Consider the following 14700-nt stretch of genomic DNA (forward strand, 5'->3'; position numbering starts at 1 on the left):
AGATGGGAGCTATTCTCGGCAACAAGGCAGAGTGAGACAAACTCAACATATTCGCCTTGAACTATAGTTTTACTCATGTAGGGTGGATGACGCTGTTTTCATCCACCACTTGAACACCCAGCTCAATGGTGGATGGGTGAAGCGTCATCCACCCTACCCCGAGGCCCGCCATGCTCGAACTGCGCCACCTGAAAACCCTGCACGCCCTACGCGAAAGCGAAAGCCTGGTGGATGCCGCCGAGCGCCTGCACCTGACCCAATCGGCGCTGTCGCACCAGTTCAAGGAGCTGGAAGAACGCTTGGGCATGCAGTTGTTTGTGCGCAAAACCAAACCGGTACGCTTTACCAGCGCTGGCCTACGTTTGCTGCAACTCTCCGATGCGGTGCTACCCCTGTTGCGCGGGGCCGAGCGTGACTTGGCCCGATTGGCCGGCGGCACGGCTGGGCGCCTGCACATGGCCATCGAATGCCACAGCTGCTTCCAGTGGCTGATGCCGACCATCGACCAGTTCCGCGACGCCTGGCCAGAAGTCGAGCTGGACCTGGCCTCAGGCTTCTCCTTCGCACCGCTGCCAGCCTTGGCCCGTGGCGATCTGGACTTGGTGGTGACGTCCGACCCGGTGGAACTGGCTGGCATCACTTACGTGCCGTTGTTCACCTACGAAGCCATGCTCGCCGTGGCCAACCAGCATGCATTGGCAAGCAAGCCTTGCATCAAGCCCGAAGACTTAGCCAGCGAGACCCTGATCACCTACCCGGTGGAACGCGACCGTCTGGACATCTTCACCCGCTTTCTGGAGCCCGCCGATGTTGAGCCGGCCCAGGTGCGAACCTCAGAACTGACCGTGATGATGATGCAGCTGGTGGCCAGCGGCCGTGGCGTGTGTGGCTTACCCAACTGGGCGCTGCATGAATACAGCTCACGCGGCTACGTGACCGCCAAACGCCTGGGCGACAAAGGCCTGTTCGCCACCCTGTACGCCGGCATCCGCACCGACATGCTCGACTCGCCTTTTATGCGCGACTTCCTGCTGACCGCCAAAGACACCTCCTTCGCCAACCTGGAAGGGGTCAGCGTCGCGCGCTAAACCAGCCGCAAGTTGTAGGATGGGTTAGCCGCGCAGCGGTGTAACCCATCATTTTCTTGATGGGTATCGCTGTGCTCAACCCATCCTACGGACTGACGGCCAAAGACACCTGCTTCCAGTTCGAGAGACGGCTTAAGTCAAAGCGGCTTACGCCTGCGCAGCAGCAGATAGGCCGCCGGCAACACGAACAACGACAGCAACGGCGCACTGAGCATGCCCCCAACCATAGGCGCGGCGATGCGGCTCATCACCTCGCTGCCGGTGCCGCCGCCGAGCAAAATCGGCAGCAGGCCGGCAATGATCACCGCCACGGTCATGGCTTTGGGCCGCACCCGCTGCACCGCCCCCTCGCGAATGGCCGCAAGCAGCGCCGCCTCACCGCCTTGCCCCCTGGCTTGGCGCTCCGCCCAGGCGTTTTTCAGGTAGAGCAGCATGATTACGCCGAACTCCGCCGCCACCCCAGCCAAGGCGATAAAGCCGACCCCAGTGGCCACCGACAGGTGATAACCCAACAGGTAGAGGAACCAGATGCCGCCGGTGAGGGCAAACGGCAGCGTGGCCATGATCAACAGCGCCTCGCTGAAGCGGCTAAAGCACAGGTACAGCAGCACGAAGATGATCATCAAGGTCGCGGGCACCACCAGCTTGAGCCGCGCATTGGCCCGCTCGAGAAACTCGAACTGCCCTGAGTAGCTGACGCTGATACCCGCTTGCAACGGCACCTGAGCCTCGATGGCGCGGCGCAAGTCCGCCACCACCGAGGCCAGATCGCGACCACGCACATCCACATACACCCACCCTGAGGGCCGCGCGTTCTCGCTTTTGAGCATCGGCGGACCATCGCTGACTTTGATTCGCGCCACCGTACCGAGGGTGATCTGACTGCCCGCGGGGGTGTAGATCGGCAGTTGTTCCAGCTTGCTCAGTGAGTCGCGCCATTCACGGGGGTAACGCACGCTGATGGGGAAACGCGCCAGCCCCTCAACGGTCTCGCCGACATTTTCACCACCAATCGCACCAGCCACGATGGCCTGCACATCGGCGATATTCAGGCCATAACGCGCCGCCGCTGGCCGGTCGATATCGACGTCGATATAGCGCCCGCCAGTCAAGCGCTCGGCCAAGGCGGAGCTGACGCCCGGCACTGTTTTGGCGACCTTTTCGATGGCCTGGGTCGCCTCATCGATCTGCGCCAGGTTGCTGCCCGCGACCTTAACGCCAATCGGGCTTTTGATCCCGGTGGCGAGCATGTCGATGCGATTGCGGATCGGCGGAATCCAGATATTGGTCAGCCCCGGCACCTGCACCACCCGGTCCAGTTCATCCACCAACTGCTCGGCGGTCATGCCGGTGCGCCACTGCTCACGCGGTTTGAACTGAATGGTGGTTTCAAACATCTCCAGCGGCGCCGGGTCGGTGGCGGTTTCCGCACGGCCGGCCTTGCCAAATACGTGGGCGACTTCCGGCACGGTTTTGATCAGCCGATCCGTCTGCTGCAACAACTGCGCGGCCTTCTGCGCCGACAACCCCGGTAAAGCTGAAGGCATATACAGCAGGTCACCCTCATCCAGCGGCGGCAGAAACTCACCGCCCAATTGCGACAACGGCCACAGCGTGCTGAGCAGCACCAACAGCGCCAGCGCCAACGTTGCTTTGGGCCACCGCAACACCGCCTCCAGGGCGGGCTGATAGAGGCGGATCAGCCAGCGGTTTAGCGGGTTACGTGCCTCATCGGGAATCCGTCCGCGAATCCAGTAGCCCATCAGCACCGGCACCAGGGTCACCGACAGCCCTGCGGCGGCGGCCATGGCATAGGTCTTGGTAAAGGCCAGTGGGCCAAACAGGCGACCCTCCTGAGCCTGCAGGGTGAATACCGGAATAAACGACAGGGTGATGATCAGCAAACAGAAGAACAGCGCCGGGCCGACTTCTACCGCCGCGTCGGTAATCACCCGCCAATGCTGTTCGCCCTTGAGCTCCTCGTCTGGATGTTGCTCACGCCAAGCCTCGATCTTCTTGTGCGCGTTTTCGATCATCACCACCGCCGCATCGACCATGGCGCCAATCGCAATAGCGATACCGCCGAGGGACATGATGTTGGCGTTAATGCCCTGCTGCTGCATCACGCCGAAGGCGATCAACACGCCGACCGGCAAGGACACAATCGCCACCAGCGAAGAACGCAAATGCCAGAGAAACGCCGCACAGACCAAGGCAACGACGATAAATTCCTCAATCAGTTTGAAACTGAGGTTCTTCACCGCACGGTCGATCAGTTGGCTGCGGTCGTAGGTGGTCACCACTTCCACGCCTTCGGGCAGGCTGCTTTTCAGCGTTTCGAGCTTGGCCTTGACCGCCGCAATGGTGCTGCGCGCGTTCTTGCCGCTGCGCAGAATCACCACGCCGCCAACCACTTCGCCTTCACCATCCAGCTCGGCGATGCCACGGCGCATTTCCGGCCCTAACTGGATATGCGCCACATCACCAAGGGTAACCGGCACGCCACCGTTATCGAGGCGCAAGGGGATGGCGCGAAAGTCGTTGAGACTTTGCAGATAACCGGAGGCGCGCAGCATAAATTCGGTTTCCGCCATTTCCAGCACCGCGCCCCCGGTTTCCTGATTAGCCTGACCAATCGCGGCCGTGACCTCGGCCTGGGTGATACCGAGACTGGCCAGTTTGATCGGGTCGAGTTGCACCTGGTACTGCTTGACCATGCCGCCGATGGTGGCCACTTCGGCGACGTTGGCCAGGGTCTTCAGCTCGAACTTGAGGAACCAGTCCTGCAGGGCACGCAACTGCGCCAGGTCATGCTTACCCGTGCGATCGACCAAGGCGTACTGGTAGATCCAACCGACGCCGGTGGCATCCGGGCCCAACGTGGGTTTGGCACTGGCCGGCAGGCGGCTCTGGATTTGGCTGAGGTATTCCAGCACCCGCGAGCGGGCCCAATAGAGGTCGGTGTCGTCGTCGAACAGCACATAGACATAGCTGTCACCGAAGAACGAGTAACCACGCACGGTTTTCGCCCCCGGCACCGAGAGCATGGTGGTGGTCAGCGGGTAGGTCACCTGATTTTCGACGATCTGCGGCGCCTGCCCCGGAAAAGGCGTGCGGATAATCACCTGCACATCGGACAAGTCCGGCAAGGCATCGATCGGCGTGTTCTGCAGCGACCAAATGCCCCAGGCCGTGGCGAACAGCGTGGCTAATATCACCAGAAAACGGTTAACCACCGACCAGCGAATCAGCGCGGCAATCATGGTTGCACCTGCTGCTGGGCCGAAGGCAGGTGTTCGAGGTGTTCAATCAGCAGGCCATCGTCATCGGCGCGCACGCCGACCTTGACCTTGTCGCCTACTTTGAAGCCCTCTAACAACGCCGGGTTGGCAAGCGGGAAAAGCATGCTCATGCCGGGCATGCCCAAGGTTTTGAATGGCCCGTGACTGAGCATTACGCCCTCCGCTTCGATGCCATCGATTTGCCCCTCGGCCTCGTGCAGCGCTGCTTCCAACTGCACTTCAGCGGCGGCCTGCCCCAGGCCTTGCACCGCAATACCGCGTAGGCTGGCCTCGGAATCCAGCAGGAACTGCCCGGAAGCGACCACCTGCTGGCCCTCCGCGAGCCCTTCAAGCACCTCGACCTTACCCTCGGCCTCAGCACCCAAACGCACCTCCACCGGGCGATAACGCCCTTTATCCTCAGCCAGCATTACCAACGCACGACGACCGCTGCGGATCACCGCCTCGCTTGGCACGAGCAAGGCATCACGCTCGGCTGGGCGACTCAGGCGTACCTGAGCCGTTAACCCAGGGCGCAAACGACCATCTGGATTGGCCAACTCGACCCGTACCCGCAGCGTGCGGCTATCGAGATTGGCCTGAGGCAAAATGGCCGCAATGCTGCCGCTGAGCACTTCACCGGGGAAGGCCGGCAAACGCGCCTCGACCTGCTGGCCCGTGCTCAGCCCTTTGCCCTCGGCCTCCGGCACGGCCACCTCCAGCCATACCGTGCGCAAACCGTTAATGGTGGCCAGGGTTTGCCCAGCCGCCAGGGTCATACCCTCACGCACATCGAGTTGTTGCAGCACACCGCCAATGGGGCTGGTGACTGTCCACAGAGCCTGCACCCGCCCGCTGCGCTCGACTTGAGCGATCAGCGCCGCCGGCATGCCGGCCAGACGCATACGCTGACGCGCAGCGCTCAACAGGCCAGGATCACCCGCATTACGCAGGGCCAGGTAGTCTTCCTGAGCACTGACCCAAGCCGGCACCAGCAGATCGGCCAACGGCGCGCCGGCCTCCAGCACATCCTCGGCGGCGCGGGCATACACCCGCTCAACAAAACCGGGGCTACGCGCCTGCACCACGGCCACATCACGGCTGTTCAAGGCCAGACTGCCAACCACTTCCAGGCTACTCGCCGCAGAACCACGAGTTACCGGCGCCAGACGCATGCCCAGATTCTGGGTGATGCTGGGGTCAATACTGACGGCGGCACTGTCACCGCCCTCGTCGGCATAACGCGGCACCAGCTGCATGTCCATAAAGGGCGACTTGCCCGGCTCATCGAACTTCTGCTGCGGCACCATCGGGTCGTACCAATAAAGCACCTTGCCCTTATCGGCCAGCGGCGCCATCTGCGCGGAGTCAGCGCCATGGGGCATCGACGACTGTGCGACCCAGTAACCACCTGCCGCACCTACGGCCAGCAGCAGGCTCATCAACACTGCGCCTTTTACACTTGCAGCACTCATTGCTCAGCCCCTTCATACGCGAAATACAAGCGGGCGCTGGTCAGCGCGCGCGCTTGGGCAAAATCGATGTGTTTCAGGCGGGTCTCGATCAACTCACGCCGCGCAGCAATCACGCTGGCCAAGTCACCCGCGCCTGAGCGGTAGTCAGTCAGACTCAACGCAACCTTCTCCTCAGCCAAAGGCAGCAGGCTGTCTTGGCTGCGGCGCAGTGCACGGTCAAGGCGTTGATACTCGGCCAGATCAGTGGCCAGCTGCTGCGCATGCTCACGCTCGGCATTCGCTCGTTCGGCTTCCAACTGATTCAGTTGTGCTTGCTTGGCGGCAATCCGTGGGCTCTGCCGCGAAGCGGGAAATAACGGCAAATCGACGCTGAATTGCACACTGAGCATGTCGCCAAACGCAGCGTCACGGTTCTGATAAGCCAGCTGCCAGCTCCAGTCTGGGGTTTTCTCGGCCACGGCCTGGCGAATCTCGGCTTGCGCCTCAGCAGCCATCGGATCAAACAGTGCCAGCTCAGGATGGCGCTGCAGGTTGTGCTGATAATGCTGGGCATTCACCGGCCAACTCGGCAGTTGCCCTGTCAGCGGCTCGTCACCACGTGGGCCGATCCAGCGGCGTAAGACGGCGCGCTGCTGCACACGCTGCTGCACCAACTGATCTTCCTGCTCGGCCAGCAACGCCGCCTCTTGGCGTGGGCCGATGCTGTCGGCAGCAGGCCCGCGACCGGCACTGATGCGCGCGCGCACGGCTTTGCTCAGCAAGGTATTTTCCGAGTAAAGGTCTTGGAATAGCCCTAGTTTCTGCTCGACGGCCAGCGCCTCGATCCAGGCCAAGGCTGTTTCACGGCGTACCTTGAGTCGCTCCACACGCTGCGCCTGAGTGGCACGATTGACGCCGGCTTCGGCCACCTCGATACGCGCAGTACGCTTGGCGCGGCTGGGCACCTCCTGCATCACGCCGATCATCTGCATCGTCATCGGCTCGCCGTCGAGACGGCCGCGGTTGTCGCCTTCGATAGGCACATTCTGCAGCCCTAGCAACAATTTTGGATCGGGCAACTCACCTGCCGGTATCGCCAAGCTACGTGCAGCCTCGACCTGTGCGGCTTGCGCCGTCAGCGAAGGCGCTTCGCGTTCAGCCAGGCGCAAGGCTTCATCAAGGGTCAGGGCCGCCGCCGGCAAGCTGAGCAAAACAGCCGCCACAGCCCCGAACAGCCATATCAGGCTGGGGTTGAACATCAACATGAAGGTGATTCCTGTCGAAATCGCAGCCCATACAGGGCATGCAACAATCACCGTGCAGCCATAACGGCACGGTGGCGTTTATTACGGAGCAGGAATCAGACGCGCGGAGGGCGCCAGGGAGCAGCCAGCGGCTGTGAAGGAAGCACAGTCTGCGTCAGCCAGAGGGGGCTGGGGTCAGGTGTACGGAAGCTAAGCTTAAGTCGCTGGGCATCCAGCAATGGCAAGCTAGCCGTAGAGCACTTGAGCATATCCAGGCACGGCGGGTTGCCGGCGGGCATATTCATTTCGTCGCAGCAATCCATCTGCTGTTGGCTGCCGTAGTCCGGCGGGCAAATTTCACCCGCCTGCAACAGGCCCGCCAGGCTCTGCAAAGGCAGAATCAGCGACAGCAGCAAGACCAAACAAGCACGACGATAGTCATTCATGACGGCAGTCTAGCCCTGCGCCTCGATTTGAACAATTGGCATAACAGTCCTGGGCCACCCCTGTTTCACATGCCAAGTCCTGAGCCGCACACCGTTCAGCAACCTCGCGGCACGCTCTCGCACAGTCTGAAACAACTCGGCACTTGCTCATCGTGACCAACGGTCATAGCATGACCAGCAGTCACAACGCCAAAGACATCCCTATGCGCTATCAAGACCAGCTGTTTGAACAACGCGAAAACGCCCTGCTCGATGCGGCGCGGCAGCTGTTTGCCGAACAGCCCTGGGACCGCGTCACCATTGCCGAAGTGGCCATCGCTGCGGGTATCGGTAAAGGCACGGTGTACAAGCACTTTCCCAGCAAGGAAGCCTTGTATGCCCGCCTGGTACTCGACCTTAGCCAGGCAAACTTAGTAGAGCTGCGCGACCTGCACGCCGCCAGCCCAGCGCAGGACGCCATGCGCCGCGTGATCCGCCGCGCCTTCGAACAGATGATGGCCAACCCGATCCAAGCGCAACTGTGCCTGCATTGCGATCGTCCGGAGTTTCAGGAGCGCCTGGAAGCTCCTTATCGCCAGCAATTCATCGACATGGAACACCAATACCAGCTGTTTTTCGGCGACATGCTCAGCGTCACCCTAAACAACCAGGTCCTTAGTCAGACGGATTGCCAAAACCTGCTGTGGGGCGTGGAAGCTTGTGTCAATGGCGTGATGGCGCGTATTGCCTCGGGTGGTTTCTCGCATTGGGCCGAGCCGATTGCCCTGGATGACTATTTCGCCCGCGTGACTGATTTCATCATTGCCGGCCTGCGTGCCCAGGCGACCGCCCTACTTACTCACCCTCTTAGCCACGAGTAACCCTCATGTTCAGTCAGCTGTCCAAACGTCCCTGGTTGATCGCCGTCGCCATCAGTCTGCTGCTTGTGCTGTGGCTCATCAGTGGTTCGCTGTTTAAAGCTCAAGAGACTGCCAGTGCTGATGTAGAGACAGCAGAACCGGGGCTGAGCAAGGTCGAGATCCAGTGGCTGCAAGCCGAGCCCATGCAGCGTCAGCATGTAGTACAGGGCCAAGTCGAGGCCTGGCGCCGGGTCGAGCTGCGTGCTCAAGTCAGCGGCAGTGTCACCCGCCTGGACCAAGATAAAGGCAGCACGGTGACAAAAGGCCAACTGCTGTTAAGCCTGTCTGGCGATAACCGTCCAGCTCAGGTTGCCCGTGGCGAAGCCGATGTGCGTCAGCGCGATGCCGATGCCAAAGCGGCAGTCCGCCTGCGTGAACGCAACATGGTTTCCGCCAACGAATTAATCCGCCTGCAAAGCGAATTGGCCAAAGCACGCGCCGAGCTGGACCTGGCCCGCATTCAAATGAGTAATACGCAAATTACGGCTCCCTTCGCCGGCACCTACGATCAGCGCTTGGTCGAACTGGGTGATTTTGTGCAGCCGGGTCAAAGTCTGTTGACCCTGGTCGATATCAGCCAGCTCAAGGTCAGCGCCCAGATCGCCCAACAAGAAGTGACACAGCTGACGCTCGGCCAAACGGTAAAAATCGAGCTGCTCGATGGCCGTGAATTACAGGGTGAATTGCACTTTATCGCCGCGGCGGCCGACCCTGACTCACGCAGCTTCCGCATCGAGGTCAAGGTCGACAACCCCAAGTCTCTGCGCCTGACCGGTGCCAGTGCGACGCTGCATATTCAGACCGGCGAATCCCTGGCCCACCGTATTTCCCCAGCATTACTGAGCCTGGATAAAGCCGGCCGGCATGGCGTCAAGTGGGTCAATGAGCAGCAACGAGTCGAGTTCACCCCAGTGCAACTGATCAGCGTCGACAACCAGGGCGCCTGGGTCAGCGGCCTGCCGCCCAAAGTGGCGCTGATTACCCTTGGGCAAGGTTTTGTCGAGCCGGGTCAGCAGGTGATTAGCCAGCTGGCCAAAGGGGGGAGCTGATATGCACAGCCTGATCGCTGCGGCGCTGGATCGCAGCCGCACCAGCCTGTTGTTGCTGATGTTTCTGATGCTCGGCGGCCTTGCGGCGTATTTTGCCATCCCCAAAGAAGCCAACCCGGATGTCAGCATCCCGATCATCTATGTCTCGGTCACGCTTGAAGGCATCAGCCCGGAGGATGCCGAGCGTCTTCTGGTACGACCACTGGAACAGGAGCTGCGCAGCCTCGAAGGGATCAAGGAAATGCGCTCCATCGCCAACGAAGGCCACGCCTCGGTGACCCTGGAGTTCGATGCGGGCTTCGATGCCAAACTGGCCCTTGCCGATGTGCGCGAGAAGGTCGATACCGCCCGCAGCAAACTGCCGGAGGAAGCCGAGGAACCCACGGTCAATGAAGTCAATGTGGCGCTGTTCCCGGTGCTGTCGATTGGCCTGTCCGGGCCGATTGCCGAGACCGAGCTGGTGTATATCGCCCGCCGTTTGAAAGAGAACGTCGAAGGCATCGCCGAGGTGCTGTCCGTCGAAATTGGCGGCGACCGTGAAGACCTGCTGGAAATTGTCGTCGATCCTCAGGTGCTCGACAGCTACGGCATTGATTACAACGAACTGTTCAACCTGATCAGCCGCAATAACCGCCTGGTCGCGGCCGGCAGCCTGGACAGCGGCGCGGGGCGCATGAGCTTGAAGGTTCCAGGCGTTATCGAAGACCTCGAAGATGTCCTCAGCATGCCGATCAAGGTGGTGGGCAACAGCGTGGTGACCTTCGGTGATGTCGCCACCATCCACCGTACTTTCAAGGACCCCACCGGCTACGCACGCATTAACGGCCAACCGGCGGTGGTGCTGGAGGTTTCCAAGCGCAGTGGCGCCAACATCATCGCCACCATCGAGCAAGTCAAAGCGCTGATGGTCAAGGCGCAGCCGCTACTGCCGGAAGGCCTCAAGGTCAGCTACATCATGGACCAGTCGCAACAGGTGCAGAGCATGCTCAGCGACCTGCTCAACAACGTGATGACTGCCATTGTGCTGGTGTTGATTCTGGTGGTGGCGAGCATGGGCATGCGCTCGGCGCTGCTGGTCGGCCTGACTATTCCTGGCGCTTTTCTTACCGGCATCCTGCTGATCTGGGCGCTTGGTTTCACCCTCAATATCGTCGTGCTGTTCAGCCTGATTTTGGTCGCCGGCATGCTGGTGGACGGCGCCATCGTGGTCTCCGAGCTGGCTGACCGTTATTTGCACCAAGGGCAGACGCCACGCCAGGCCTGGGCGAATGCCGCCACGCGCATGGCCTGGCCGGTGATCGCCTCTACCGCCACGACCCTGGTGGTGTTTTTGCCACTGCTGTTCTGGCCCGGTGTGGTCGGCCAATTTATGAAATACCTGCCAGCCACGGTGATTGTCTGCCTGCTGGCCTCGCTGGCCATGGCGCTGGTATTTCTGCCGGTACTCGGCGCGGTCACCGGCGGCCAACCACTGCCGCAAGCAACTCAACCCGGCCGCGGCGCCGTCGGTTATCGCCGTCTGCTCGGCACCTTACTGAAGCGCCCAGGGCTGACTCTGCTCGGCATGCTCGCAGTGATTGCGCTGATCTACACCGCCTATGGGCGCTTCAACCATGGCGTGGAGTTCTTCCCCGAAACTGAGCCGGAAAGCGCCCAAATCTGGCTGCGCGCCCGTGGTGACCTGTCAGTCCAGGAAAAGGACGTTCTGCTGCAGAAGGTGGAAAAACGCTTGCTCGGCATGAGTGAAGTCAAGGCACTGTATGCCCGCTCGTTGGCGCAACCAGATGGTCAGCTGGGGGCGGACGTGATCGGCACCCTGCAGTTTCAATTCGTCGAGTGGCATGAGCGGCGTTCGGCCAGCAAGATTCTTGAAGACATGAGCGCGCGTACAGCGGACATCCCCGGCATTATTCTGGAGTTCCGCAAACAAGAGGAAGGTCCGAGCAGCGGCAAGCCATTCAAGCTGCAGATCAGCTCCCCGGACCTGCAACAGGCCGATCAGTATGTCGACCAGCTGCGCGACTCCATGCAGCGCATTGGCGGCTTCAAGGACATTGAGGACGACCGCGCGCTGCCGGGCATCGAATGGCGGATCAAGGTCGACCGCGAAGCCGCCGCCCGCTTCGGCACCGACATTTTGAGCGTGGGCAATGCCGTACAAATGGTTACTAATGGCCTCAAGTTGGCGACTTATCGCCCGGAAGATGCCACTGATGAAGTGGATATCCGCGTGCGTCTTCCCGCCAACTGGCGCTCCCTCGATCAGCTGGGTCGTTTGACCCTTAACACACCGGCCGGGCAGGTCCCGCTGAGCAACTTCGTTTCGCTTGAACAGGCGCCCAAGGTTGGCACCCTGCGGCGGGTCGATGGTAACCGCACCATCACCCTGCAAGCCGATCTGGCCGAAGGTGCGCAGCTCACGGAGCGCCAACAAGCCCTGGTTAAAGCCATGGGCACGCCACCGAGCAACGTGCAGATTAAAGTGGCCGGCGAAGGCGCGGATCAACAACAAGCCGCCACCTTCCTCGGCACCGCCTTTCTGGTGGCGATCTTCCTGATGTTTATCATCCTGGTGACCCAGTTCAACAGCATCTACCAATCACTGCTGGTGCTCTCGGCCATCGTGCTGTCGACGGCTGGGGTGTTGATGGGTTTGCTGGTCAATGGCCAGTCGTTCGGCATCGTCATGGTCGGTATGGGCCTGATTGCCCTGGCCGGGATTGTGGTGAACAACAACATCATCCTGATCGACACCTACAACCAGCTGCGTCGTCAGGGCCTGGAGCCACGCGCCGCTGCGCTGGAAACCGGTAGCCTGCGTTTGCGCCCAGTACTGCTCACCGCGGTAACCACGGTACTGGGGTTGATCCCTATGATGGTCGGGGTCAATGTCGACCTGCTCACCCCAAGCCTGGGCTTTGGCGCACCCTCGACCCAGTGGTGGACGCAGCTGTCCAGTGCGATTGCCGGCGGCCTGACCTTCGCCACCGTGCTGACCTTGTTGCTGACGCCTTGCCTGCTGGTGCTCGGCTCGCGCTTCGAGCGGCGTCCACCGCCGCTGGAAACCTTCGACGATGACCTGCTCGACCTGCCGGAACATTTGCTGGCCCGTACAACCGGTCAGACCGAGCTGCAACGCACGCCCTAACCCGTAGCCCAGGTCAGCAATGGCCTGGGCGCACGCACCCTCCCCCAACGAAAGCCTGGACTGCCGGTTACGACTGGGTAGTCGGCGTAACAGCCCGTACACTCGGCGCACTATTGTCGAGGGCCCACCATGCGCACGCTTTATCAGTTCCCGATTTCCCACTACTGCGAAAAAACTCGCTGGCACCTGGATCACAAGGGCCTCGACTTTCAGGTGGACAACCTGTTCCCCGGCCTGCACCGGCTGAAAAGCAAACGCCTGGCCGGCATCGTTACCCTCCCTATCCTCCAGGATGGCGACCGCATCATTGGCGACTCCACGCAAATCGCCCTCTATCTGGAACAGCGCTACCCGGAACGCCCACTGCTTCCGGCTGATGCCGCACAACGCGCCGACGTGCTGGCACTGGAAGAGCAGTTCGACCGCCTGGGCGTACACGTGCGTCGCTGGCTGTACGGCCAGATCAAACAATGGGACTCGGTGATGCACGCCATGCTCAAGGTCTACCGCCCACTGCTGGGCCTACGCGACTTGATGAAGCCGGTGCTGATCAATGGCGTGCAGAAACTCTATGGCGTAACCCCGCAGCGGGTGGCTAAATCTCAAGCCGAACTGCTTGAAGGTTTGGCGCTGATCGAATCGCGCATACATGGCGACCCGTCGCGCTACCTGGTCGGTGAACAGCTAACACTGGCCGATATCAGTGCCGCTGCGCTGTTCGCCCCGTTATTCACCCCCGCCGGCACGCCGTGGGAAGGTGTCGCCGGGCATGACGACAAGACCCAGACCTTTCTCGATGAGCTACACGCCCACCCGGCCGGGCAATGGGTACTGCGCCGTTATGCCGAAGACCGTCAGCGCCGCTGAGCAATCGACTCAAACCAAAGGGCTGCATAGATGAACATCAGCGATATTCCCTTCGGCGTCACCGACTGGAGCCAGATCGAGCGCAGCGAGCATGCGGGCGAAACCGGCATGGCCTATTGGCGCACCCAGGTATTTGGCGCGCTGCGCGTACGAATGGTCGAGTACAGCGCCGGCTACCTGGCCGATCACTGGTGCCACAAAGGTCACATCCTGCTATGCCTAGAAGGCGAGCTGCACACTGAACTGGAAGATGGCCGGCGCTTTGTGATGACGGCGGGCATGAGCTATCAGGTCGCCGACCAGGCCGAGGCGCATCGCTCGTCCACCCCTGGCGGGGCACGGCTGTTTATCGTCGATTGATGCTTGATCAGACCTCTCAGTTGCGCTCGGAACTGAGCAGCATCAGCAGCGACACTGGCTGCTCGCTCTCCGGGTGCAACGGCTCCTGCAGCCATTGCAGGCGCCAACCGGTGTCGCTGAACAGCCCCAGCCAGGACTCCAACGTGCGAAAGAACCAGGGCATCGGCTGGGCAAACCCCTCACCAAAGCCGGCAAAGGTTTCCACCCGCCAACCGTCGCGGTAACCCACGTCATTGAAGGCGCGCCAAGGATGCAGGGTCTGGATCAGCAGCCGGCCATCTTCAGCCAGCAAGCCATGCAGAGCATTCAAGGTTGGCGCCAGGGGCTCTTCGAGTAGGGCGAAATTGCACACCAGCAGGTCAAAGCGGCCCAGCTGTTGTGCCTGATTCTGCAGCTCCGCATAGCCGCACACACGATACTGCGATGCACCACTCGCGGCCTGCTGCGCCACGGCAATCAGCGGCGCCGAGGCATCCACGCCAACCGCCTCGATGCCATGCTCGACCAGCCCACGGCACAACCAGCCCTCGCCACAGCCCAGGTCCAGTACGCGTGTGGGGGCCAAGGCCAGAATCGCCTGAACGATGGCCGCATCAGTCACCAGCCGGCGGCTCTCGATACGCTGCTCGCGCACGGCCGCCGTCCAGGCATCGGCATTGGCCTGCCAGCTGAGGTTGAGTTGCTCCCGATGGTCGCGTTGCATCGCTCACTCGTCGCCTGTTCCGTCACGGCAAAATTCTAGCAATCTGCAGTTGCACGCAGCGCCAAGGGCAATCCTGCGCCAGTTGCCGGGCATTTGTGTTGCCGCTGATCACTTAATCCACGTGCCAGCGCATAAAAACCCACAAAAAAACTTCTGTCTGC

The 14700-nt window shown here is 61.3% G+C and carries 11 protein-coding genes; 6 read left to right on the forward strand and 5 right to left on the reverse strand.

Translation table 11 applies throughout. The features are described from left to right. Window positions 1–170 precede the first annotated feature (170 nt). The gene (gene metR / locus D8779_RS01440) at window positions 171–1088 is read left to right on the forward strand and encodes a transcriptional regulator MetR (protein WP_136662697.1); all 918 of its coding nucleotides are present in this window, start codon (window positions 171–173) and stop codon (window positions 1086–1088) included. A 137-nt stretch (window positions 1089–1225) separates the two neighbouring features. On the opposite strand, the gene D8779_RS01445 is transcribed toward metR, so the two are convergent. The 4 genes from D8779_RS01445 to D8779_RS01460 form a co-directional block, all read right to left on the reverse strand. Beyond that, the gene (locus D8779_RS01445) at window positions 1226–4351 is read right to left on the reverse strand and encodes an efflux RND transporter permease subunit (RefSeq protein WP_136662698.1); all 3126 of its coding nucleotides are present in this window, start codon (window positions 4349–4351) and stop codon (window positions 1226–1228) included. After that, a complete protein-coding gene (locus D8779_RS01450) occupies window positions 4348–5844 on the reverse strand; it encodes an efflux RND transporter periplasmic adaptor subunit (protein ID WP_136662699.1) in 1497 nt (498 codons plus the stop codon). Before D8779_RS01450 ends, D8779_RS01445 begins: the two co-directional genes overlap by 4 nt. Continuing rightward, window positions 5841–7082, reverse strand: coding sequence for a TolC family protein (locus D8779_RS01455; RefSeq protein WP_420875591.1), 1242 nt, complete (start codon window positions 7080–7082; stop codon window positions 5841–5843). Before D8779_RS01455 ends, D8779_RS01450 begins: the two co-directional genes overlap by 4 nt. A gap of 101 nt (window positions 7083–7183) precedes the next feature. Continuing rightward, a complete protein-coding gene (locus tag D8779_RS01460; protein ID WP_136662701.1) occupies window positions 7184–7513 on the reverse strand; it encodes a hypothetical protein in 330 nt (109 codons plus the stop codon). A 170-nt stretch (window positions 7514–7683) separates the two neighbouring features. Between D8779_RS01460 and D8779_RS01465 the strand changes: the two genes are divergently transcribed. From D8779_RS01465 to D8779_RS01485, 5 genes are all read left to right on the forward strand, one after another. Beyond that, a complete protein-coding gene (locus D8779_RS01465) occupies window positions 7684–8373 on the forward strand; it encodes a TetR/AcrR family transcriptional regulator (RefSeq protein ID WP_240789660.1) in 690 nt (229 codons plus the stop codon). Between the two features lie 5 nt (window positions 8374–8378). Beyond that, entirely contained in the window at window positions 8379–9461 is a 1083-nt protein-coding gene (locus D8779_RS01470) for an efflux RND transporter periplasmic adaptor subunit (protein WP_136662702.1), read from the forward strand. A 1-nt stretch (window position 9462) separates the two neighbouring features. Next, window positions 9463–12609, forward strand: a complete 3147-nt coding sequence (locus tag D8779_RS01475) for an efflux RND transporter permease subunit (RefSeq protein ID WP_136662703.1) — start codon at window positions 9463–9465, stop codon at window positions 12607–12609. A 129-nt stretch (window positions 12610–12738) separates the two neighbouring features. Continuing rightward, window positions 12739–13476, forward strand: coding sequence for a glutathione S-transferase family protein (locus D8779_RS01480; RefSeq protein WP_136662704.1), 738 nt, complete (start codon window positions 12739–12741; stop codon window positions 13474–13476). A gap of 30 nt (window positions 13477–13506) precedes the next feature. Beyond that, the gene (locus tag D8779_RS01485) at window positions 13507–13836 is read left to right on the forward strand and encodes a DHCW motif cupin fold protein (protein ID WP_136662705.1); all 330 of its coding nucleotides are present in this window, start codon (window positions 13507–13509) and stop codon (window positions 13834–13836) included. A 16-nt stretch (window positions 13837–13852) separates the two neighbouring features. Here the strand turns inward: D8779_RS01485 and D8779_RS01490 are convergent, their stop codons facing one another. Then, window positions 13853–14539 carry a class I SAM-dependent methyltransferase gene (locus tag D8779_RS01490; RefSeq protein ID WP_136662706.1) on the reverse strand — a complete coding sequence of 229 codons (687 nt, stop codon included), beginning with the start codon at window positions 14537–14539 and terminating at the stop codon, window positions 13853–13855. Window positions 14540–14700: the final 161 nt, after the last annotated feature.

It is taken from the genome of Pseudomonas leptonychotis (assembly GCF_004920405.1).
Lineage (GTDB): Bacteria > Pseudomonadota > Gammaproteobacteria > Pseudomonadales > Pseudomonadaceae > Aquipseudomonas > Aquipseudomonas leptonychotis.

Bases quoted from the DNA above. Each gene is read 5' to 3' on its own strand.
- metR (WP_136662697.1), top strand. From the start codon at position 171: ATGCTCGAACTGCGCCACCTGAAAACCCTGCACGCCCTACGCGAAAGC.
- D8779_RS01445 (WP_136662698.1), bottom strand. From the start codon at position 4,351: ATGATTGCCGCGCTGATTCGCTGGTCGGTGGTTAACCGTTTTCTGGTG.
- D8779_RS01450 (WP_136662699.1), bottom strand. From the start codon at position 5,844: ATGAGTGCTGCAAGTGTAAAAGGCGCAGTGTTGATGAGCCTGCTGCTG.
- D8779_RS01455 (WP_420875591.1), bottom strand. From the start codon at position 7,082: ATGTTCAACCCCAGCCTGATATGGCTGTTCGGGGCTGTGGCGGCTGTT.
- D8779_RS01460 (WP_136662701.1), bottom strand. From the start codon at position 7,513: ATGAATGACTATCGTCGTGCTTGTTTGGTCTTGCTGCTGTCGCTGATT.
- D8779_RS01465 (WP_240789660.1), top strand. From the start codon at position 7,684: ATGACCAGCAGTCACAACGCCAAAGACATCCCTATGCGCTATCAAGAC.
- D8779_RS01470 (WP_136662702.1), top strand. From the start codon at position 8,379: ATGTTCAGTCAGCTGTCCAAACGTCCCTGGTTGATCGCCGTCGCCATC.
- D8779_RS01475 (WP_136662703.1), top strand. From the start codon at position 9,463: ATGCACAGCCTGATCGCTGCGGCGCTGGATCGCAGCCGCACCAGCCTG.
- D8779_RS01480 (WP_136662704.1), top strand. From the start codon at position 12,739: ATGCGCACGCTTTATCAGTTCCCGATTTCCCACTACTGCGAAAAAACT.
- D8779_RS01485 (WP_136662705.1), top strand. From the start codon at position 13,507: ATGAACATCAGCGATATTCCCTTCGGCGTCACCGACTGGAGCCAGATC.
- D8779_RS01490 (WP_136662706.1), bottom strand. From the start codon at position 14,539: ATGCAACGCGACCATCGGGAGCAACTCAACCTCAGCTGGCAGGCCAAT.